Raw genomic sequence first — 21,215 nt, 5'->3', positions numbered from 1 at the left:
ATGGCATAAATAATTACTTCCCATCCTCCAGTATTAATGTAGACTCAGCAGTACGCCCAAATTCTTCTGGCGCATATTGCAAGTGAACTTCAGCACCAGGCCAAGAAAATGTCCCAGGTGTCACAGAACGGACTAAGTAATGCAAGCTATAAACTCCTGGTTCCAGGTGGTCGGCGTAGGCGATAATGCGATCGCGGTACACATTCTTAAAACCAAGTTCCCAGCTATCGGCTTTTGCTTGTAATGCAGCTGTAGCAGTTTGAAAACTCGCATCCACAGCCTCAAAACCTGATGGTAGGGGATCTTTTATCACCAAATGATCCACAGGACGATCGGCGATGATTTCTAAACCAATATCAAACACTTGTCCAGATGCTAAAGTCAAGGGTTTATCGAAAGCATAAAGACCTGTTTTTTGCAAAACTTTCTCTTTATTTACTTGACTAATTTCTCGTGTTATGCGTAGTCCGTTAAACCTGCCTGGTTGATTACCTTGCAAGCGATAATTATAAGCAACCAGATAGTGTAAAGTGCCATTACCTGATTTTTGCAGGGTTAAATCATTACGCCCGCGAGGTAATTTATTCATCGGCACATTTAGCTGTAAGCTGGGATTTTGATAGCCATTAAACTGATTTTCTCCTAACTTATTACCAGCTAATTCCACTGTGGCAACAAAATTAGGTGGTGTGGGTTGCAGTTGACTATAATCTACCAAAGCTGTTAAAGCTTGGGCATTATTATAGTTGGTTTGCCACGTACCATTCCGTCGCAATGCCAGAAGACTTTGGAATAATTTATCTATAACTTCGGGTTTACTTTGTTTGGCAATAAATAAGCGTAAAGCTTGCGCTTGCGTCGTAGTAGATGAACTCATCCATCCCCAACTAGTTGGTAAACTCACAACTGCTGTGCGGCCAGTTTCATAAACATTCTGTTGCAGTTTGTTCGCTAATTGTTGAGATTCATCTTGCCATTCTGGGAATTGAGATGAGTATCGCGCTAGTTTAATTTGAGTTGCTACATCAAAATTATTGCGCTGTTCATAAATATCTGCGAGGAAAGTATTGCGTTTATCTCCCAATTCTGCTAATGAGATTAAAGCATTAAGTTGCAGTTGCCTTTTACAGAGTAGTTGTTTGCAAAAGTCATATTCTCCGGGGTTTGCTAGAACTTTTTGTAAATAGGCTTTCAGGCGAGACACCATTGCAGAATCGACTAAATTAGGGAACACCTGACTAGCTTTAGCCAAAGATTCACCCGTATAGGAAGAAACCCAAGGGTCAGATTTTTCTTGTCCGGGGAAAGCAGCAAAACCACCATCAGCTATTTGGAGTTTTTGTAATTTTTCAATTGCTTGACTTGCCTGTTGGCTAGGATTAAATTCTGTAAATGTCTGACCATATTTCTGTGCAATAATTTGCAAATTAGCAGCAATTATTAATTGACTCGCCGCCGGTTCTGTAAATGGTAAATCATCATCTTCTAAAACCTGCTTTGCTGGCGCTTTAATTTCTGGAATCAAAGTACTCGCCAACTGAATATCTAAACCTCCCGCATCAGGGAAGGTATTTTTATCGACATTCAGGGGAATCTTTACCTGTTTTTCAGTAACACCAGATTCAACCACTTGTTCTGTAATTTCAATTGGCTTAATTTCCAAGGGTACTTCAAAAGCATCTGCGGCTGTACCATTTAGCTGAGTCGTAAAGCGAACTTTACCAGTTCCCACACTATCCGCCAGCATGGGAAAACGATAAGCGTGAGTTGCGGATTCAGCTTTGGTTTGCAAAGAAGTCGCTGTGGGGTTTTTCTCAGCAAACTTCACATTACCGCTAAGTTCGCCATTAATTGAGAGATTTCCTGTATTCCCAGTGTTGTTAGTTACAGATAAGCCAGCGAGAATGCGATCGCCTGGACGGGCAAACTGTGGCAAGATGGCATTAGTTAGCAATGGTTTGGTGCTGATAAACGTCGCCTCCCCATTCCCGAAACGCAGATTTCCATCAGTGGCCACAGCCATCACTCGCCATGTAGTTAAGTCATCCGGGAGTTTAAAGGTTATCTGTGCATTCCCATTTGCATCGGTAAGCACAGAACCGTTGTAGTAAGCTAAGGCTTGAAAATCGGTGCGAGTGCGAGTATTTGCTGCACCAGTTGAGAAACCACCGCCATAACCCCAACCTTTCGGTTTAGTTACATCTTGTGCTTGTAATATAACATCCGCGCGATTATCGTTAAAGCGGGTAGGTATTACCTGTTCTGCATAAACTGTATCTACCAAATCTGGCGGACGATAACCAGAAAGTTGTAACACCGCTTCATTTACCACCATGACTGTAAACTGTCCTTTGGCGGGATTGCCTTGATTGTCCTTCAGTTCTAGCTGTACCGTTTCTTCTGCACCAGGTTCTAATGATGCTTGCACTGGCTTAACTTGCAGTTTTAAATACTTATCTTCTAAATTAACTTTAAAAGGTGTGAAACCAATCTTCACCAAGTTATCTAAACTTCCCGCTTCCACTTGGTTTATGGGTTTACCTTGTCTAACTAATACAGCTTCAATGGCTGCATTTGGCAGCATTTCTGGCGTAACTTGAAACTGAATTTGTGGCGCGCCTCCCTGAACTTTTATTATCTGCTGATAAAGGGGTTTATCTTTAATTACAGCAAAGTACAATTCTGCATCTGGATAAGGAGATTGAATTATTGCAGTAGCAGTTTCACCAGGTTTAAACTCTTTTTTATCTAATTTAATTTCTAAGACATCTTTTTCTTTAGAACCCCAAAATACTGGATTTTCTCCAGTTGCCCAAATTTGTAAATCTGTGGCACTTAATTCACCTTTTGCATCACTAAAATTAACTCTAATCCTGTATGAACCAGATTCCGGTGCTGTTAAACTTACCGATTGCGGATTGCTAGCAGATGTAATTTCACCTTGTCCTACCGTTTTATATTCAACTTGATTTTTTGGAGTTTGACTACCTTCCACCAACTGCGTAACGCTGCTATATTTAATCTGTTGTAATTCCAAACGCACCCGTTGACCTGTGATTGCTTTTCCTGTAGGGTCAGTAACAATCACTTCAACAGGAAAAGCCTTACCAGCATCAGCGATGAAATTACTTTTTAGTCCGATGAGGCGATTACTCGGTAAGGCTGTAAATGTTTTGGAATTCGCTACAGATAGATTAGAAACATCTGCAACTTGCACATCTACTTGGTAAGTCATCGGATATGGTAAATCATTTGCCACATTTACAGTTTGACTACTTTTACCATTAGCATCTAGTTGGGCATTAGTTTGCAATACATCAGTAGATATAGTAGGGGTTTCCTCCGGCCATAACCATTGCCTACCAAAAGTAAATCCCTCCCAACCTTTAGGCACAAAATCAGCCTGCTGGCGAGTAATAAAATATTTTGCTTCTCCACCTTCTACAGGCGCACCAAACAAATAATTACTTGTAGCATTAATATTAACTTTCTCGTCAATATATGCAAATTCTTTATCTAAGTTAAGTTCCACTTTAAAGTTGGGTGGCTTAAACTCAGCTACCCGAAACTCTCCAGAAATTTCTTGTCCATTTTTACCTTTCGCCTGGATTGTATAGTAGCCTAAGCGCTGAGTAGTTTTGATTGACAGTTCCAGAGAAAAACTGCCAAATTCATTTGTGGTTTGCGTACCTAAGCTGGTTTTTTGCCCGTCGGGATTTACCAAAGTTAATTGGTAAGCAGCATTTTTATCTTGCTGAATCGCACCATTTTGTAAATAGTCTGCAAAACCAGTCAACCAAGCTTTTTCTCCTGGTTGATATAACTGTCTATCTGAGAAAATTACCCCGCGTGATTCTGGCTTCTTATCTTGCCAACCTGCATCAATACCGTAGCCATAAACACCGCTATATTCTTCAGTTCTAGCAAATGCCCAATCTTGATTCTCACGGGCAATTACTAATAACTGTGGTGATTTACTAGAGCTTTCATTGCCAGAATAACATTTTTGTAATCCTTCACGAACAATTCTAAAAATTCCATTGTCATCAGTTTTACCTGTTGCACAAGGTACTGGTTCTGGACGAGATTTTGCTTGTAATTTTGATTGATAAATTTCAACAGCAGCCGCTTGAACTGGCGAACCATCTGTAAGATGATTGACACGAATTAACCCTGACTCAGGAAACCATTGAGTAAATACGCCCAAATTTGTCAATTCAACCATGCCATAAGTCGTAGGTTCGCGCCACAGTTCCTTCCCATTCTCTTGATATTTATTCGTGCGGGCTTGGACTCCATAAGCTAACATGCCGGTAGTAGAATTTATTTTTTCCCGCAGAGGAACAGCAATATCAACTGATTGATTTTTCTTAACCGATACCTTAAAGCTTTGCCATTCAGAAGGTTGTGGTAATAAATCACTACTATTATTAAAATAAACTAAATCTGTCGGTTTAACTACTCGATAAGCGGCTTTATATTTAGATTCTGGCAAATTTCCCGTACTAATATTTAGCTGTAAATTTTTACTTGTAGGGAAAATATTCAAATCTGATGGTACCCAAATATCCCCAGCTAAATCTCCAGTGTCATATTTAAGGGTGACAGGTTTACCCAAAGTTTGCCCAAACTTATCTTTGAGATTTCCGCCGATAGTAATTGTATAAGTCTTGGCAGGTTCTAGCGCATAAGGATTAATCCCGACAATTTTATCTTCATCATTAACTTCCAAAATTCTCGAAATTTCTTTGGGTGCTGGATTAATAGTAATGTTTTCTTTAGCTGAATCTGCTAATAAAATGTTATTAAATTCTAGCTGCGGGCTGCCTTTAACAAATCGTCCAAATGTTCCGCCTGAATCCGGCTGTCCGTAATAGTTAATTTTCTGAAATGCTAAAGGCGAATAAGTTGCTAATTTACTAGCAAATTCTTTCTCTGTCGCTAGATTGCCATAAGCAGGACGTATTCCGGGAGAAAATACTAAGCGATAACTGGTTGCTTTTTCCAGATTTTGCTGTGGGATGAGATTATAAATCCAATTACGTGCTGAAGGGTCAAATTTTTCTAAAGGATCTTCTTCATTTTTTAATGGTTTTTCTTCTTTGTTTAATTCAACTTTAAAATTTGTACCTTTACTTTTACCTTCGGGAATTAGCTGTAAATGTTCTTGTACAGAAGCTAAATCCAATTCTACATTAGAAGTAAACTGTAACTTCTGTTGTAAAGCAATTGGTTCGATATCAGCTTTCTCTATGGGATTGACACCAGGTAAATTAGTTAATTTAATGGATTCAGTGTTGAAAGTCCAAGGTAAATCTTTGTCTAGGCGATGATTTTTTAAATCGGCTAAACCTGCTTTCAGAGTAACTTGAAACCTCGTCGCTATTGGTAATGCTTTTTCAGCTTGGAATCCCACCATGCGTGGTGTTAAAAAGCGAAATTGACCGGGTAAAGGCGGCCAAAGGGCAAATTTTTGTAATATGTTTTGCTGTTCTGGACTATCAAGACTTTCAACTGGGATTAAAGCTTCTTTAAAACGGATGCGGATTTGGTTGAGGGGTTTTGCATCTCCAATGGGACTTATTTGTTCAATCCAGTCTGGTAATTTTGGTGGTGTGAGTGAGGATACTGCTGGAAGTTGTTCTTTACTTGAATTGATACTAAAGAAATTACATCCTGTCATCACTAGCATGAATGTGAAGAGAAGAATAAATTGTATTTTTCTCTTCTGGCGTGAAAAATGACTAATTTTTTTTAACAAACCGCTAATGACGTTAAGAAAGAGATAGAGAATTTTACGATAAGAACTGAGTAAAAATTTGATAATCATATTTTTTAGTAATTCAAAATAAAAAATTCACAAATTATAGCAGGCAAAAGCTTGCATTACCTGATTTACTTGGTAATGGCAAGATTAATAAGGGATGCAGACGACTATTTTTTACTCAGACTTTGGATTTAACTATGTTTATTTACATAGATAACCAATCTAGTGTAATTGTTCCAAAAAATCACTACAATTCTTAACTAATTAATAAGTATTTAACTTCTGCAAATATTAATTTACATCTGCTAAGTGATTTCAAATAAATTATTAAGGATTTGACATATTGACTGATATAGATGTAATCGCTGCGTCAAAATTAAGGTAGGTTTTCTTGGACAGGGGATTCCCTGATGAAACTAATTTTACGATCGCTACTCAAACTTAAGCACAGTAGTAAAGTTATCCTGGCTGTGCTGCTAATCTGTCTGGTGGTACGCTTACTACCTTATTTTGCGCCCATTCGTGCCGCAGATATTGCTCAAAATCAGTTGGCAATGCAATTTAGCGATCGCAATGGTTTACCATTAGGAACATTGCTCACCCGCGACCAAGAGCATACATCAGTAGTACCACTAAATCAGGTTTCGCCCCAGTTTATCCATGCGATTTTAGCCGCCGAAGATGCCAGCTTTTACCATCATGGGGCGTTGGATATGAAAGCTGTTATCCGCGCCAGCAAAGAAGCCATGCACGCCAAAAGAATTGTTTCTGGCGCTTCTACAATTACCATGCAGTTAGCGCGGATGTTAGATCCAGTGCCGCGCAGCTTCTCTGGTAAACTGAGTGAAATTTGGCTAGCTTGGCGGTTAGCAGCAGGGATGAACAAAGATGAAATTCTGGCTGCATATATCAATCGGCTACCAATGGGCGGGAATATATATGGTGTGGAAGCCGCCGCACAGACTTATTTTTCCATTCCAGCTAGTGAATTGAATCTTGCTCAAGCTAGTTTGTTGGCTGCTATTCCCAATAATCCCACATACTTTAATCCTTACGAACATTGGGAACGGCTGAAGCAGCGGCAAAAATACGTCCTTAATCGGATGGTACAGGAAAAGTATATTAGTGGTGCGATCGCAACCCGAACACACACCGAAAAGGTTGTGTTTCAGTCTCGCCAAGGGGGAATTATCGCTGCACCACACTTTTTATTTTGGTTAGCCAATCAGTTTGATAAAACGCAAACAGAACAAAATTTCCCCATCCGCACAACTATAAATCGCCCTTTACAGCAGTTTGTGGAAGCACAGGTACAACAGGTAATTTCTTCCCTAGCCGCTAACAATGTCCATGATGCTGCTGCGTTGGTGATTGACAACCACACTGGTGAAGTTTTGGCTTATGTCGGTTCACCTGATTACTTTAATGAAGCTAAACTGGGACGCAATGATGGAGTGCAAGCACTACGTCAACCAGGTTCTACCCTCAAGCCTTTTGTTTATGAACTAGCTTTAGAAAAAGGTTTAATTCGCCCAAATACTATTTTGGCGGATGTACCCACCCATTATGCAATTCCCGGCGCGAAACTTTACAGCCCCACAGATTACACCGAAAGATTTCTTGGCCCTGTACGGGTGCGAATCGCTTTAGCAAATTCTTTAAATGTACCTGCAATAAAGGTGTTAGAAAAAGTTGGTGTGGAAACTTTTTTAGAACGACTGCATCAACTGGGATTTGAACACCTCAATCAAACTCCAGAACATTATGGTTTAGGTTTGACTCTAGGTAGTGGCGAAGTCAGTCTCTGGGAATTAGCCCGTGCATACTTAACCATAGCACGACAAGGAGAGGCGATTTCTTTAGTAAGCACATTTTCCAATTCCCCAATCCCTACAGACGCGATGAATCGCGTCTCTACAAACTCCCCACTCCTTAATCACACAATCTGGCAATTAATCACCAACATACTCAGTGACAGCTATGCTCGTGCAACAGCATTTGGTGTAGACTCGGTGTTAAATTTACCCTTTCCTGTTGCTGTTAAAACTGGCACTTCTTCCAATTTTCGGGATACTTGGACTGTTGGCTTCACTACAGATTACACCGTCGCTACTTGGGTAGGCAACTTCAACGGCGAACCGATGCGACAAGTTTCAGGTGTGACAGGTGCAGCACCTTTATGGAATCGAATTATGTTACATCTGCACGAACATCAAGAACCAGCAGGTTTTCCATCTCCAGAAGGTTTAGTGCAATTACCTGTTTGTGCAATCTCTGGATTACGACCCACCCCAGATTGTACCTCAGTGGTGCAAGAATATTTCTATCCTGAAGATAAAAGTAATTACGAACGCGACTATCAATTCAATTTGCCACCAGAATATAATGAATGGTTGGCAAAACAACAGCAGTCAAATTTTACTTCTGCCAGTTTGAGAATTTTATCTCCGCATCATGGCGATTTATTTTTAGTTTATCCTGGTGAAGAAACGAAGCAAAAACTCGAATTTAAGCTAGCGGGAAATAAATCTGCACCAGTCGAGTGGTGGTTAAATGGCGAAAAGTTAGATACAAACTCAGCTAATTCTTTATTTTGGAATTTACGTCCTGGTAAGTGGACTTTGGAAGCGAGAAGCGGGGAAATGAACGACAAAGTAAGCTTTCAGGTAGAGTTAGCTAATGTTAAACCTACGCGTCGAGGATTTTCTATTAGTAATAATTGAAGCTCTCTAACTCTTATTCCTCTGTGTTCTCTGCGTTCTCTGTGGTTTGATCTTCCGTGACTTGTGCGTAAGTCCCGATCGCTAACGAATTAGATACCGGAAAGTGTCAAACTAAATATGAAGTTTATAAAAAAACTGCAAACTCAAACCATGACTCAGCAACCAACTGATTTAGATAATAAAGCTGTATTTGAGCAGTTGTGGGAGATTACAAAGGAACTCCGCCAAAAATTAGAGGCTCGTTTTCAGTTACATCCAGACGCTTCTGTAGAAAATTTACAGCAATATAGCAGTCTTGATGGCAACATGAAAGGTTCGCTGACTGCTTTTTCTGGAGAAGAAATTGACTGGCTAGTGCATTCGTGGTTGGGAAACCCGGAAAAATCAAACTTTGGTACTATGCGTCTCACTACTTGGTTGAAGTCCCATATTCAGGTTCCTCATTTGGCCTTTGAGTTTGGCACACTTCCAGATGGAAATATTTTCTTTTATATAGATTACATTGCCAGAACTGAGCTTTTAACCGATTTGGCATATCTCGATCGCTACTATGAGCCAGTTAATCAAACATTCTTAAAGTTACAATCAGATTCACGGCTCAAGGTATTTACCAGCAAAAGTACTTATATTCGTCTATTTCAATCGCCTGTTAGCTTGTGTTACACAGGCGCACCTACTTTTGAAACTCTCGAACTAACTCGCACACTTGCACGCGAAACACTCGATCGCTGGTTAACTTGGGTAGATGTAGCCGAACCTGTGCCAGAAGATGCACGAGAAGCTTTAGCTGCTCGTGATTTAGAACTCCGCCGTATCAGTGCTGAACGCGATCCAGGTAATAAATTTGCCGCACAGATGTTTGGCTCGGAATTGACAGATAAACTTGTGCGATCGCTCTGGGGTGGCGATCGGATTCTCTAAATTAGTCATTGGTCATTGGTCATTGGTCATTTGTTATGGCTCTCAATTTTCCATGTCCACTAATTTAGAATCGTACTGCGCTTTAGCATCGCAAGTTACTTGTTATGCAATTAACCAAACAAGCGATCGCCAATCACACTTTTACCCTGCTAATACTATGCTGGAAAGAGAAGTAAACTGCAAACACTTCCTGCAAACACAGCAAACCACCATTGAGCGCTTAACCAAACTGCGGATGGTTTAAATTTGGGAATGGAAATTGGGAATTGGGGATTGGCAAGTAATAACAAATGACAAATGACAAATGACAAATGACAAAACCAATAGAAGTCCGCAATCCCCGAACTGGCAAATTTGATTACGTAATTATCCCGCCGCCTCCAAGGCTGGTGGTACAGCAATGTAAGCGGACGCGCAGGGCACAAGTTCGCTGGCAGCAGTTGGGTTTAGAGGGGAGAATTGAAGCTTTACAGCAGTGGAAGGATGCGATAATATCTGGACGCGATCGCCTCACGGAAGCTTTGGTAAATGATACAGGAAGATTGTCAGCCTCGGTATTAGAAATAGACTCCTTCCTCTCCAGCATCGATCGCTGGTGTCGGTTAGCACCAGAATTGCTGCAAGAATCGGCAAAAAATACAGCCATTCCCTTTATTGCCTTGCAACAAACATCTGTTCCTTATCCCTTAGTTGGGGTAATTAGCCCGTGGAATTTTCCCCTGTCACTGTCTACTGTTGATACCATTCCGGCGTTGTTGGCAGGTTGTGCTGTCATTGTTAAACCCAGTGAAATCACTCCCCGCTTTGTAGCACCACTAATTACAGCACTCAACACTGTTCCCAAACTGCACGAGGTATTAACTTTTGTCGAAGGAGCAGGTGCAACCGGATCTCTTTTAATTGAAAATGTAGATTTGGTATGTTTTACAGGCAGTGTAGCCACAGGGAGAAAAGTTGCACAAGCAGCGGCAAAACAGTTTATTCCAGCTTTTTTGGAATTAGGAGGAAAAGATCCAGCGATCGTTTTAGAATCAGCCAACTTAGAATTAGCAACCTCAGCAATCTTGTGGAGTTCCGTTGTCAACACCGGGCAGTCATGCCTCTCAATTGAGCGAATTTACGTTGCAGACTCGATATTTGAAAAGTTTTACCATCAACTAGTAGCCAAAGCACATCGCCTTAAGCTAGCCTATCCCACAGTCGAAAGTGGAGAAATCGGCCCGATTATTGCCGAAAGACAAGCAGCCATCATTAGCGATCATCTTCTAGATGCAGTGGAAAAAGGAGCAGTAATTCACTGCGGTGGTGTCATCGAGGATTTAGGTGGGGGTTGGTGGTGTCGTCCAACAGTGCTTACCCAAGTTAATCATTCCATGAAAGTCATGACCGAAGAGACTTTTGGCCCGGTTATGCCAGTCATGCCTTTTTCTGTAATAGATGAAGCAATCTCTTTAGCCAATGACTCAATCTATGGATTAAGTGCTGCTGTATTTGCCTCAGAAACAGAAGCTTTAGAAGTTGCTTACCAAATAGATGCAGGTGCTATTAGTATCAACGATGCTGGACTCACCGCCATCATGCATGAGGGAGAGAAAAACCCCTTCAAATTCTCCGGTTTGGGACAGTCACGCATAGGTGCAGCAGCGATGAAACGATTTATGCGAAAAAAAGCTATTTTGATTAAAACTAATGCTACTAATGACCCTTGGTGGTTTGAGAATGGGGAGTGACCAATGCGATCGTCACTATGCAACTGATTACCGTAACCAATAGCGTAGCTTGCCGCCGTACTTTTTTAAAGAAGCAAGCTACGCAAAGCGTCTCCAAGAGTTGGCATTGCATTCGCATCTTGTTCAAAATATCTATTTTACTAGAGGCGATCGCCTCTGCCACAGTCTCGGCCGCGATAATCAAAGCACCTGGAAGAATTTTGATGGTTTTGGTTCAGAACACAAGTCTGTTCGTTCACAAAACAAGTCCATTCGTTCAGAACACAAGTCTATTGTTCACAACACAAATCCATTCGTCACAACACAAATCTATTCGTTCATAAAACAAGTCCATTCGTTCATAAAACACTTGGACATTAACCTAACCACTACTACTTAGCATATTGGAATAGCAATGAAAGCAGTTAAAGTCATGGCAACGATTAATGAGCAAGGACAACTAACCTTAGATTATCCTCTCATGACAGATAAAAACAGTCGCGTAGAAGTTATTGTTCTAATTCCAGAAGAGGAAATTCTAAACGATCAATCTCAAGCAGAAGTCTTAGCAGATTTCCGGCAAGCTTGGCACGAAGCAATGACTGGGCAAACTATCCCAGTTGCTCAACTTTGGGAAGGGCTTGAAAATGACTGAATTCGTGAGAGTATGATTTCTGTGCAATCACCCCTCTCGTCTTCATGCCGACAAATGATTCTGAACTTCAAGCTCAAGCTCGGAAAATTCTGGATGCGATCGCCTTTATTCCCTTTGAACAATGCCAACCCTTGAGCCGTGATTTTGCGACCATTCCGGCTCGTCCTGGCATCTATGCAATCAGGCACAAGACTCATGGATTGCTCTATATCGGTAAAACCAAGAGCTTGCGGGGGCGTTTCAGTGGTGGACATAAAGCTTTTTTGTGGGCGTGGCTCGATAAGTATAACGATGAAGATGTGCGAATCGCAGTGCAATTGATTTCATATTGGGAAAACCCTACGTTACTATTGGAGCTAGAAGCCATTATTTTAAGAGCCACCGAACCTCCTTACAACGTCCAAATTCCAACCGAAGGGTAGTAAAGCGATGCAAGCCAAACTCCAAGAGCAACTTTCCCCCAATGATGCCGAAGTTATTTTAGGATGCTTACCTGAACGAATTCGTACCGCTCTAATAGCTCGTGCTACTGAAATTGAATATCCAATCGAAGCAGTTATTGAGATGGCGATCGCAAGTTTTCTCGACACAGAGGCGTTGGGTTTTGCAGATTGCAAGCCAGGGCGTGGACAATAAAACCGTCAACTGGCGATCGCAGGCGACGGGACTGGCGAAAGATATTTGTGTGGATACAGAGGTTACTTGCAGCCGTTTAACCGGAACATTAGAAGCCGACGACAAACGCGTAGGCGTAGCCCGCCGCAGGCATCGCTTGGAAGAAAAACAGAATTTTGCATTGCAGAATTTTCAGTCAGGATTTCGGCACTAATTAGCGTGAGTTCGACGGATAAGAAAGGCCAAAAAGGTTGCTAGATATGAATTTGCTCAACTGGATAGATCGTAAGGCGATCGCTAGCCACGCAAACTCTCTCAATTTTTGGCGGCCACAGCGATGTCATGGCAGCGTGTAGTATTGGTTTTGCCAGTTTATCTAAAGAATTTACGCCAGCGATGATTAATAAAGCTGTCTTTGATAACCTTCCCCACTCTCTACTCATAATATGCGAACATAATTAAGTTGTAGCTCACTTATTCGAGAAGGAATATTAGTCCTGATAATAACAATCGTGCCCGCACTGATTAAGTGCTGCTGTATTTGCCTCAGAAACAGAAGCCTTAGAAGTTGCCTACCAGATAGATGCAGGTGCTATTAGTATCAACGATGCTGGACTCACAGCCATCATGCATGAGGCAGACAAAAACGCTTTCAAATTCTCCGGTTTGAGACAGTCACGTATGGGTGCAGCGGCGCTGAAACGGTTCATGCCAAAAAAAGCTATTTTGATTAAAAACTAACTCAATGAGTGACCCCTAGTGGTTTAATAATCAAGAATACTGAAGGGATAATAGATAATTCATAACAAGAAAAATAATAGTCTCTAATAAAGCTTATAGAAATAGGAGTTTAACATGTCTATCATGAAAATAGAAATGCCCCTAATGGCCCGTCAAGAAGGAGAGTGGTCTGGTTCTTATACACTAGTTGATACAGAAGGAAAAATTTTAGATAAATATACTTCTCATTTAAGCTGCAAATTTATTGAAAACCCTCCTTATTCATACTACCAAATAAATCGCTATAAATGGCCTAATGGCAAACAAGAAGAACATCATTTTCCTGGTTTATATCGAGATAAAAAAGTATGGTTTGACACTGAACGCCTTAAGGGTAATGCTTGGGAAGTAGACGATGCAACTATTATGTTCCGATTTACTTTTAAGAAGGCTCCGAGTGCTTACTTGTATGAAGTGATTTACCTCAGTCCTTGCAATAACTATCGTTTCCGTACCTGGCATTGGTTTAAGAACGATCAACTCTATCAACGTACATTGGTGCAAGAAGAACGAATAAAATAGACATAGGAGTAAAATCTGTCAGGGGTTTCAGTAATCAACTAGACATGATATAACTCTCATCTCAAATTTCAACTTAGTAAGGTATACGCATGGCCAAAGGTGACAAAATAAACTTTTCTACCCCTAGCGGGTTTCCAGAATTTCTTCCTAGCGAAAAGCGTCTAGAATTATATTTGCTAGATATCATCCGTAGAGTTTTTGAAAGCTATGGATTTACGCCCATCGAAACACCTGCTGTAGAACGTTTAGAAGTGCTACAAGCTAAAGGTAATCAAGGCGATAATATCATTTATGGAATCAATCCCATATTGCCACCAAATCGACAAGCCGAGAGAGATAAATCGGGTGAAACTGGTTCGGAAGCCAGAGCTTTAAAGTTCGATCAAACAGTTCCTTTAGCAGCGTATATTGCCCGTCATCTGAATGAATTAACCTTTCCCTTTGCTCGTTATCAAACCGATGTAGTTTTTCGGGGAGAACGGGCGAAAGATGGGCGTTTTCGTCAGTTCCGCCAGTGCGATATTGATGTAGTTGCGCGTCGCGAACTCAGTTTGCTCTATGATGCTCAGATGCCTGCAATTATCACTGAGATATTTGAAGCAATTAATATTGGTGATTTTCTGATTCGCATCAACAACCGAAAAGTTCTGACTGGTTTCTTTAAATCATTGGGTATTGCCGAAAATCAGATAAAATCTTGTATTGGTATTGTTGACACTCTAGAAAAAATTGGTGAAAGTAAAGTCAAACAAGATTTAGAGAAAGAAGGAATTTCAGTAGAGCAGGCGCAAAAAATAATTGAATTTATCAAAATAGACGGTTCCGTTGATGAAGTCTTAGATAAGCTCAAGCACCTTGCCCAAAATCTGCCAGAAACTGAGCAATTGAGTTTAGGAGTTAGCGAATTAGAAACGGTAATTACTGGAGTGCGTAATCTTGGAGTTGCCGAAAATCGTTTCTGTATTGATTTATCCATTGCCCGTGGTCTTGATTACTATACTGGCACAGTTTACGAAACAACTCTATTAGGACATGAAGCTTTAGGTAGTATATGTTCTGGCGGTAGATATGAAGAATTAGTCGGGGTCTTCTTGGGCGAAAAAATGCCTGGTGTCGGTATTTCTATCGGCTTAACTCGCTTAATTAGTCGTTTGTTAAAAGCTGGTATTCTAAATACCTTAGCTGCTACACCAGCCCAAGTGATGGTAGTGAATATGCAGGAAGATTTAATGCCTACTTATTTAAAAGTTTCTCAACGTCTGCGTCAGGCGGGAATTAATGTCATAACGAACTTTGATAAGCGTCCCTTGGGTAAACAATTTCAATTAGCAGAGAAGCAAGGAATTCAATTTTGCGTAATTATTGGTTCTGAAGAAGCAGCAGCACAAAAGTCATCGCTCAAAGATTTGAAAACAGGCGAACAAGTAGAAGTACTACTAGAAAATCTAGCTGAGGAAGTTAAAAGAAGGCTTACTTAAAAGTTGATTTATCAAGTAGCAACTGTCTATTGCAATCTGCCTCATATATCATATTTATTTGGAAGTCATTTATGAGTTTATCGGATGTCCCTAATCTCTGGGTTCCTATAGCACTTTTAGGTTTAATTGTTATAGCTGCTGTATTTTTCAGCCGCAGCAATTGATATTTAAAATATTACAGTTGAGGTGGAGGTTCAGTTGTATGTTTGCTGTTGTCACACCCGATACAATCCATTTGCCCCCAGGTGCGGTAGTACGCCTACCTGGAAGTTGGCAAGATTATCAAGCACTCAATGAACAACTAGGCGATCGCTCCTCGCCTCGTATTAAATATCGAGATGGAGAAATTCTCTTGATGGCACCGCTACCAGAACATGGGCGAAAAGTAAGTGTAATTGCAGATGTAGTCAAAGTTTTGCTCGATTATCTGGGACGAGAATACGAGGCTTTTACCCCAATCACAATGGAACTACCACAGAAAAGTGGTATAGAACCAGACTACTGTTTTTATATTGAAAACTGGGAAGCGATCGCAGGTAAAGATCGCATCAATTGGGGTGTCGATCCATCACCCGATTTAGTGGTGGAAATAGACATCACCAGCTACACCGATGTTAATGACTACCTACCTTATCGAGTACCAGAAGTTTGGTTGTTTAGGAAAAACCAGCTGGTAATTTACAGATTGCAGGGCGATCGCTACACTGTTGAAACCAATAGCCGTTATTTCCCTAACATCAATGTGTCAGAAGTAGTCACAGAGTCTCTAAAAATTGCCTACGAGCGCAATACTAGCGCTGCTATTCGGGAATTACGGCGGAAATTGGCAAGTGAGAATTAAAGATTTTGATTTTGCGCTTGCAGAGAATCTTCATCAACGGTGGCTACTTGATACGATAAAGTGCAGAGTGTCACAACTTACTTTTAAATAAATAGAAAAGGAATGCGTACATGGGAAAAGGGAGATTAGAAGCATTCAGCGATGGGGTGATTGCAATCATCATTACCATTATGGTACTAGAAATCAAAGTGCCGCATGGGTTCGATTTAGCCGCCCTGCGTCCGCTAATCCCGATATTTCTCAGCTATGTGCTGAGTTTTATTTATATCGGCATCTACTGGAACAATCACCATCACCTACTACAAGCAGTCCGACAGGTTAATGGGCGTATCCTTTGGGCGAATTTGCATCTGCTGTTTTGGTTGTCGCTAATCCCCTTCGTCACTGGTTGGATGGGCGAGAATCACTTTGCCGCCATGCCTGTTGCCCTTTATGGTACGGTGTTGTTGTTGAATGCGATCGCTTACTTCATTCTGACTCGTACCCTGATTTCTCACCACGGCAAAGATTCGACTCTAGCGATCGCAGTTGGTGAAGACTTCAAAGGAAAAATATCAGTAGTTGTCTATGCTGTGGGAATTCCACTTGCCTTTGTAAACTCATGGTTTGCTTGTGCATTGTACGTTTTAGTCGCAATTATGTGGCTGATTCCTGACCGTCGCATTGAGAAGATTTATACTTCCTAAAGGAATTACGAATTATAGCAAGGGACTGGGGACTGGGGACTGGGGACTGGGTGAAAAGCCTTTTTGTGTCTAAGTTTTATCGTCTGTTGATGTCCTAACCACCAAGGCTTGTGCTATACCTCAGCTGTTACGCATTTAATTTGTACGTATAAAAAATCAAGAACGCGAAGTATCTTTTAAGACGCTTCGCGTTTAGTTGCTAAAAAAGATTGCCTAATTGATTGTCGTTTTAAGCTGCAACTTTTTCCTCAAATGGTTTAAAGGTTTTTTTACTAGCACCGCAAATCGGACATTCCCAGTCTTCAGGAATTTCTTCAAAAGGTGTACCAGGTGCAATTCCCGAATCAGGATCGCCAGCAACGGGGTCGTAAATCATGCTGCATTGTTTACAAATCCATTTCCGAGTTTTAGGTTGTTCACCAGCAACTCTAGTTGCTGCTTGTCCTCCATTTAATACTTCTAAGGCTTCAGCGTAGCGATCGGCGTGGTAATTTTCGATGAATTTTAACAAGCCAAAACGGTGAGCAGCTTCTCGAAATGTATTGGCATGATCGGTAGATTCTTGAGCTTGTTTGAGAAATTCTTCAGCTGCTGGATTGTCGCGATCGCGTTGGGCATCTGCGGCAAAATCTGGATACATTGTAGTATATTCGTAAGTCTCGCCTTCAATTGCCAAAGATAAACAGCGAGATACAATTTCCCGCTTTTGTTCATCAGTTAAAGCAGCTGCATCTTCTACCACAAGTTCTGGATGTAGTAACTTAAAATGTGCAAAAGCGTGTTCAGTTTCTTGATCTGCTGTTTCTTTAAAAAGTTTCGCCAAGTCTGTAAACCCAAGTTGACGCGCTACATCTGCGAAAAACAGATACTTACGATTTGCCATCGATTCGCCACCGAAGGCAGCTTCTAAGTTTTGAAGTGTAGTAAAGTTGGACAAATCCATAATTTTTTAATGCCTGATAAGTGATATTTAGTGCAAAAGCACAAACTTTACAACCGGATAATCAGCCGTTATTTGTATAAGTTATAAATGCTTTATACAAACTTTGTCATCCCATAAGCAATCTGTTTTGATCGGAAGCTAGCACGGCTGTGTTCTCCTACTTGGACAATTATAAAACCGAAAAATGGTACAACTGACAAATTATATTTTTGATTTAGAGATGACTATGATTGCTTTAATTTGTCTGAAGTTCTAAAAATGGGTAATCGGTGTATCCTGTAGCGTCAGGGGCATAAAATGTTTTTGGATCTGGAGCGTTCAAATGGGCGTTAAGTTCTAAGCGTTTTGGTAAGTCAGGATTAGCAAGATATAACTTGCCAAAAGAAACTAAATCTGCATTGCTACTAGCAAGAATGCTATCTCCTGTTTGGCGATCGTAGCCACCATTAGTAATCAAAGTACCTTGGAATATTTGCCGAAAGTAGGGTGTAACTGGGTTCATGACTTCGCGGGTTGCTAAATCGACTTCGTTCGGTTCCATCAGGTGAAGATAGGCAAGTCCAAAGGGGTTAAGAGCATTGATAGCATAACCAAAAGTTTCTTGAGGGTTGGAGTCATGCATTCCATAAAAAGTGTTACTTGGCGAAAGTTTGATCCCAACCCGGTTTGCACCCCAAACGCTAGCAACTGCTTCCACAACTTCTAAGAGGAATCGGCTACGCTTTTCTATTGAACCGCCATACTCATCTGTGCGCTGGTTCGAGCCATCTTGGAGAAATTGATCGATTAAATAGCCAAATGCACCGTGAAGTTCAATCCCATCAAAACCAGCTGCCAAGGCATTTTCGGCACCTTTGCGAAATTGCTCGACAATTTCGGTAATTTCTGGAGTTTCTAAAGCACGGGGAGTTTCTAACGATACTTTACCTATGGGTGTGTGAAGTGAACCAATCCCTGCGATTGCACTGGGAGCAACTGGCAATTCTCCATTAAGTAAAGCTGAGTGAGAAACTCTCCCAGAATGCCAAAGTTGCAAAAAAATTCTGCCCCCTTGTTCGTGTACTGCATTAGTTATCAACCGCCATCCTGCCACTTGTTCTTCTGAGTAAATTCCTGGACAGTTAATGTATCCTAAACTCAGAGGTGAAACCATTGTACATTCAGTAACGATCAGCCCAGCACTGGCGCGTTGGGTGTAGTAAGTTGCCATTAGCGAGTTGGGAATACTTGCAATTGCCCGTAAACGCGTCATCGGTGCCATTACGATTCGGTTTGGTAGAGTATAAGGGCCAAGTTGAACTGGTGTGAAAAGATTGATATTGGAATTCATGACTTAAATTTCGATTACGGCGTTGCACATTCCTGACTGAGGTTTGAAAACGGGGATCGTTAGGAGAGCTTTTCCTCACGCGATTCCACCGTTGACACGAATATTTTGCCCAGTGATCCACCTAGCTTCGTCGCTAGCGAGAAACGCTACTACATCGGCGATTTCTTGCACATCTCCCAGTTTATTAAAAGCAGCCATTTGCGCTAAACGATCTATCTGTTCTTGTGTTTTGCCTTCTCGGAATAGTTCTGTATCCGTGGGGCCAGGAGAAATAACATTAACTGCGATCGCTTTTGCACCTAATTCTTTAGCTAGTACCCGCGTGATTTGTTCAACAGCACCCTTGGTTCCTACATAAGCACTATAAGTTGGCAGCATCATCACCGTGGTTGATGAGGAAAAATTGATAATCCGTCCGCCTTCTGTCATGTGCTGCACGGCTTGTTGACAAGCAAAAAAAGTGCCTTTAACATTAATGGCAAAAATCGCGTCGAAATCTTCTTCTGTCACCTCAGTAATTGGTTTATAGAAAGCAATTCCAGCATTATTGACCAAAATATCGACTTTACCAAAACGTTCAAGTGTTTGTTCAAATAACCTTTTGATGTCGGGCACTTTGCTAATATCAGCTTGGATAGCGATCGCTTCTACTCCCAACTTTTCAATTTCTGCAACAACTTCTTGTGCTTTGCCTGCATTCCCTGCATAGTTAACGACAATAGATGCGCCATTACCAGCTAACTTGAGTGCGATCGCTCGTCCAATTCCCCGCGATGCACCAGTAATAATTGCAACTTTCCCGGTTATTGATGCCATAGATTAATCGAGTTTAATTTTGGTTAACTAAAATGATTATCTATTGTTAAAGGTACTCTACCAAGATTAAATTTAGCGATCGCTGCTAAAACTCCCGACTTGATTCCAGCCAAAATCCCGCCAGTGAATTCAAGTAACTCTCAGGCGGGAGAAATGAAGCTAAATTGAACTTATAGAGTCTTCATTGAGCTAAACACAATGCCTACGGCAGTAAACTACGCCCTACCGAACTTGACAGAATTTAAATGCTGATGACACAGGTATTGTCTTGACCATAGTCTACAAACATCTTTTATAAATTGTCTGTCTTCGTTAACCAAAAGCTCATCTGGTTTATCATATCTGCGTAGATTAAATTATTTGAAGAAGGGATTTTCTTGACCTTCCCCTTGAATCAAAAACTCTGGACATACTTCCCCAGATAAGAGTGTTCCATTAAATGTATAAGTAGTGCCTTTGGAATTGATAGCATTACCACTTATCCTCCGATCTGGAATCAAGTCTCCTCTTACCTGACCGCTAAGTGCGACACTTTCTTCTGAATTGGGATTTGTTACTGCTTGCCAATTTCTCTGATCCCGACCTTGATTTGTACGGCTATAAGTAGCGTTTAGCTCATAAGTAGCGTCTTGTCCAACAGAGCGAAGGCTGCTACCATTGGCGTTAAATTCAAAACAAGCAGTAAAATTATCTCCCTGACTTGACTGAACATTGACATCGTAGCTTTTGCCCTCCACTCCAGCTTGTACTGGCGCAGCCAACAACATTATTTGTCCAAGTAAACAAGTTAAAACTAAACCAAACTTAGATTGGATGATTTTCACTGACATAATTGTTTGCCTCTGTTAGGTAATCAAGTAATTGCTTACCTTTACTCATTGGTGACAGGTTAAGGTCATTAACCATTTGTCAATAAGTAATGGTGATTAAATTTAGTAAAAATTGAGGTTACAAACGCAAATTTCCAGCCTGTGATGCCTTCGCATAGCGTTTCATAGAAAAGACTAGCTACGCCTACGCATATTTAAAAGCATCGTTCATCCTTGCCATAAAATTTAGTATAAAGCTTAATGAGATACTCAATAGCATAGATAATTTACAGCGTAATCACTATTGACAAAACGAGTTATATCTTAAAACAATTTCACTAATGATTTCTTTTTAGGAGAAAAGAGTGGAGTGAGTTCAGAGTGTATTGCATAGATAGACACTTAGAGTATGTTTGAAAAGTTTTCTTCTCGGTAACAAAACGTTCTAGATCCCCCTAAATCCCCCGATAAATTGGGGGACTTTGATTCCGGTTCCCCCCTTAAAAAGGGGGGCTAGGGGGGATCGGTTAGTGCCTAAAATCACAGCCAACCACTTTTCAAACAACCTCTTAGCTCGACTTTATCCATTTTTGGCTACGGGTCATCACAAATGTAGGCGA

At 40.9% G+C, this 21,215-nt stretch carries 18 protein-coding genes and 2 pseudogenes; 14 read left to right on the top strand and 6 right to left on the bottom strand.

Annotation, left to right across the window (positions count from 1 at the left end):
* Positions 1–13: 13 nt before the first annotated feature.
* Entirely contained in the window at positions 14–5,692 is a 5,679-nt protein-coding gene (locus tag RMZ42_RS16110; protein WP_322672397.1) for an alpha-2-macroglobulin, read from the bottom strand.
* Positions 5,693–6,177: 485 nt separating this feature from the next.
* Between RMZ42_RS16110 and pbpC the strand changes: the two genes are divergently transcribed.
* From pbpC to RMZ42_RS16065, 9 genes and pseudogenes are all read left to right on the top strand, one after another.
* Positions 6,178–8,490, top strand: coding sequence for a penicillin-binding protein 1C (gene pbpC / locus RMZ42_RS16105; RefSeq protein ID WP_322672321.1), 2,313 nt, complete (start codon positions 6,178–6,180; stop codon positions 8,488–8,490).
* 150 nt (positions 8,491–8,640) lie between these two features.
* The gene (locus tag RMZ42_RS16100; protein WP_322672396.1) at positions 8,641–9,411 is read left to right on the top strand and encodes a red chlorophyll catabolite reductase; all 771 of its coding nucleotides are present in this window, start codon (positions 8,641–8,643) and stop codon (positions 9,409–9,411) included.
* Positions 9,412–9,541: 130 nt separating this feature from the next.
* Positions 9,542–9,655 (top strand): annotated as a pseudogene (locus RMZ42_RS16095) (nitrilase); the annotation flags it as partial.
* A gap of 67 nt (positions 9,656–9,722) precedes the next feature.
* Positions 9,723–11,141, top strand: coding sequence for an aldehyde dehydrogenase family protein (locus RMZ42_RS16090; RefSeq protein ID WP_322672320.1), 1,419 nt, complete (start codon positions 9,723–9,725; stop codon positions 11,139–11,141).
* Positions 11,138–11,464, top strand: a complete 327-nt coding sequence (locus RMZ42_RS16085) for a hypothetical protein (RefSeq protein WP_322672319.1) — start codon at positions 11,138–11,140, stop codon at positions 11,462–11,464. Before RMZ42_RS16090 ends, RMZ42_RS16085 begins: the two co-directional genes overlap by 4 nt.
* Positions 11,465–11,535: 71 nt before the next feature.
* Positions 11,536–11,775 (top strand): hypothetical protein, encoded by a 240-nt coding sequence (locus RMZ42_RS16080; protein WP_322672318.1) that lies wholly within the window; start codon positions 11,536–11,538, stop codon positions 11,773–11,775.
* 44 nt (positions 11,776–11,819) lie between these two features.
* On the top strand, positions 11,820–12,197 hold the full coding sequence (locus tag RMZ42_RS16075) for a GIY-YIG nuclease family protein (protein WP_322672317.1): 378 nt from the start codon (positions 11,820–11,822) through the stop codon (positions 12,195–12,197).
* 7 nt (positions 12,198–12,204) lie between these two features.
* The gene (locus tag RMZ42_RS16070; protein ID WP_322672316.1) at positions 12,205–12,411 is read left to right on the top strand and encodes a hypothetical protein; all 207 of its coding nucleotides are present in this window, start codon (positions 12,205–12,207) and stop codon (positions 12,409–12,411) included.
* Positions 12,401–12,604 (top strand): hypothetical protein, encoded by a 204-nt coding sequence (locus tag RMZ42_RS16065; protein ID WP_322672315.1) that lies wholly within the window; start codon positions 12,401–12,403, stop codon positions 12,602–12,604. Before RMZ42_RS16070 ends, RMZ42_RS16065 begins: the two co-directional genes overlap by 11 nt.
* 40 nt (positions 12,605–12,644) lie before the next feature.
* Here RMZ42_RS16065 and RMZ42_RS16060 read toward each other — a convergent pair whose 3' ends face one another.
* Positions 12,645–12,833 carry a hypothetical protein gene (locus RMZ42_RS16060; RefSeq protein ID WP_322672314.1) on the bottom strand — a complete coding sequence of 63 codons (189 nt, stop codon included), beginning with the start codon at positions 12,831–12,833 and terminating at the stop codon, positions 12,645–12,647.
* Positions 12,834–12,915: 82 nt separating this feature from the next.
* Here RMZ42_RS16060 and RMZ42_RS16055 point away from each other — a divergent pair.
* The 5 genes and pseudogenes from RMZ42_RS16055 to RMZ42_RS16035 all read left to right on the top strand — a co-directional run.
* A pseudogene (locus tag RMZ42_RS16055) lies at positions 12,916–13,150 on the top strand (aldehyde dehydrogenase); the annotation flags it as partial.
* A gap of 95 nt (positions 13,151–13,245) precedes the next feature.
* A complete protein-coding gene (locus RMZ42_RS16050; RefSeq protein WP_322672313.1) occupies positions 13,246–13,692 on the top strand; it encodes a DUF3598 family protein in 447 nt (148 codons plus the stop codon).
* An 89-nt stretch (positions 13,693–13,781) separates the two neighbouring features.
* Complete coding sequence (hisS, locus tag RMZ42_RS16045; protein WP_322672312.1) at positions 13,782–15,170, top strand: histidine--tRNA ligase; 1,389 nt, start codon at positions 13,782–13,784, stop codon at positions 15,168–15,170.
* Positions 15,171–15,372: 202 nt separating this feature from the next.
* Positions 15,373–16,011, top strand: a complete 639-nt coding sequence (locus RMZ42_RS16040; RefSeq protein WP_322672311.1) for a Uma2 family endonuclease — start codon at positions 15,373–15,375, stop codon at positions 16,009–16,011.
* A 110-nt stretch (positions 16,012–16,121) separates the two neighbouring features.
* A complete protein-coding gene (locus RMZ42_RS16035; protein WP_322672310.1) occupies positions 16,122–16,697 on the top strand; it encodes a TMEM175 family protein in 576 nt (191 codons plus the stop codon).
* A 229-nt stretch (positions 16,698–16,926) separates the two neighbouring features.
* Here RMZ42_RS16035 and RMZ42_RS16030 read toward each other — a convergent pair whose 3' ends face one another.
* From RMZ42_RS16030 to RMZ42_RS16015, 4 genes are all read right to left on the bottom strand, one after another.
* A complete protein-coding gene (locus tag RMZ42_RS16030) occupies positions 16,927–17,640 on the bottom strand; it encodes a rubrerythrin family protein (RefSeq protein ID WP_322672309.1) in 714 nt (237 codons plus the stop codon).
* A gap of 235 nt (positions 17,641–17,875) precedes the next feature.
* Complete coding sequence (locus tag RMZ42_RS16025; RefSeq protein WP_322672308.1) at positions 17,876–18,970, bottom strand: alkene reductase; 1,095 nt, start codon at positions 18,968–18,970, stop codon at positions 17,876–17,878.
* 75 nt (positions 18,971–19,045) lie between these two features.
* Positions 19,046–19,786, bottom strand: coding sequence for an SDR family oxidoreductase (locus RMZ42_RS16020; RefSeq protein WP_322672307.1), 741 nt, complete (start codon positions 19,784–19,786; stop codon positions 19,046–19,048).
* 356 nt (positions 19,787–20,142) lie between these two features.
* Positions 20,143–20,616 carry a hypothetical protein gene (locus tag RMZ42_RS16015; protein ID WP_322672306.1) on the bottom strand — a complete coding sequence of 158 codons (474 nt, stop codon included), beginning with the start codon at positions 20,614–20,616 and terminating at the stop codon, positions 20,143–20,145.
* Positions 20,617–21,215: the final 599 nt, after the last annotated feature.

Source organism: Nostoc sp. DedQUE05 (assembly GCF_034530955.1).
Taxonomy (GTDB): Bacteria; Cyanobacteriota; Cyanobacteriia; order Cyanobacteriales; family Nostocaceae; genus Nostoc.
The sequence above is the reverse complement of the archived record's forward strand: the minus strand, read 5'-3'. Positions and strand labels throughout refer to the sequence as shown.

Coding starts and splice junctions, on each gene's coding strand:
- RMZ42_RS16110 (WP_322672397.1), bottom strand. CDS start 5,692: ATGCTAGTGATGACAGGATGTAATTTCTTTAGTATCAATTCAAGTAAA.
- pbpC (WP_322672321.1), top strand. CDS start 6,178: ATGAAACTAATTTTACGATCGCTACTCAAACTTAAGCACAGTAGTAAA.
- RMZ42_RS16100 (WP_322672396.1), top strand. CDS start 8,641: ATGACTCAGCAACCAACTGATTTAGATAATAAAGCTGTATTTGAGCAG.
- RMZ42_RS16090 (WP_322672320.1), top strand. CDS start 9,723: ATGACAAAACCAATAGAAGTCCGCAATCCCCGAACTGGCAAATTTGAT.
- RMZ42_RS16080 (WP_322672318.1), top strand. CDS start 11,536: ATGAAAGCAGTTAAAGTCATGGCAACGATTAATGAGCAAGGACAACTA.
- RMZ42_RS16075 (WP_322672317.1), top strand. CDS start 11,820: ATGCCGACAAATGATTCTGAACTTCAAGCTCAAGCTCGGAAAATTCTG.
- RMZ42_RS16070 (WP_322672316.1), top strand. CDS start 12,205: ATGCAAGCCAAACTCCAAGAGCAACTTTCCCCCAATGATGCCGAAGTT.
- RMZ42_RS16060 (WP_322672314.1), bottom strand. CDS start 12,833: ATGAGTAGAGAGTGGGGAAGGTTATCAAAGACAGCTTTATTAATCATC.
- RMZ42_RS16050 (WP_322672313.1), top strand. CDS start 13,246: ATGTCTATCATGAAAATAGAAATGCCCCTAATGGCCCGTCAAGAAGGA.
- hisS (WP_322672312.1), top strand. CDS start 13,782: ATGGCCAAAGGTGACAAAATAAACTTTTCTACCCCTAGCGGGTTTCCA.
- RMZ42_RS16040 (WP_322672311.1), top strand. CDS start 15,373: ATGTTTGCTGTTGTCACACCCGATACAATCCATTTGCCCCCAGGTGCG.
- RMZ42_RS16035 (WP_322672310.1), top strand. CDS start 16,122: ATGGGAAAAGGGAGATTAGAAGCATTCAGCGATGGGGTGATTGCAATC.
- RMZ42_RS16030 (WP_322672309.1), bottom strand. CDS start 17,640: ATGGATTTGTCCAACTTTACTACACTTCAAAACTTAGAAGCTGCCTTC.
- RMZ42_RS16025 (WP_322672308.1), bottom strand. CDS start 18,970: ATGAATTCCAATATCAATCTTTTCACACCAGTTCAACTTGGCCCTTAT.
- RMZ42_RS16020 (WP_322672307.1), bottom strand. CDS start 19,786: ATGGCATCAATAACCGGGAAAGTTGCAATTATTACTGGTGCATCGCGG.
- RMZ42_RS16015 (WP_322672306.1), bottom strand. CDS start 20,616: ATGTCAGTGAAAATCATCCAATCTAAGTTTGGTTTAGTTTTAACTTGT.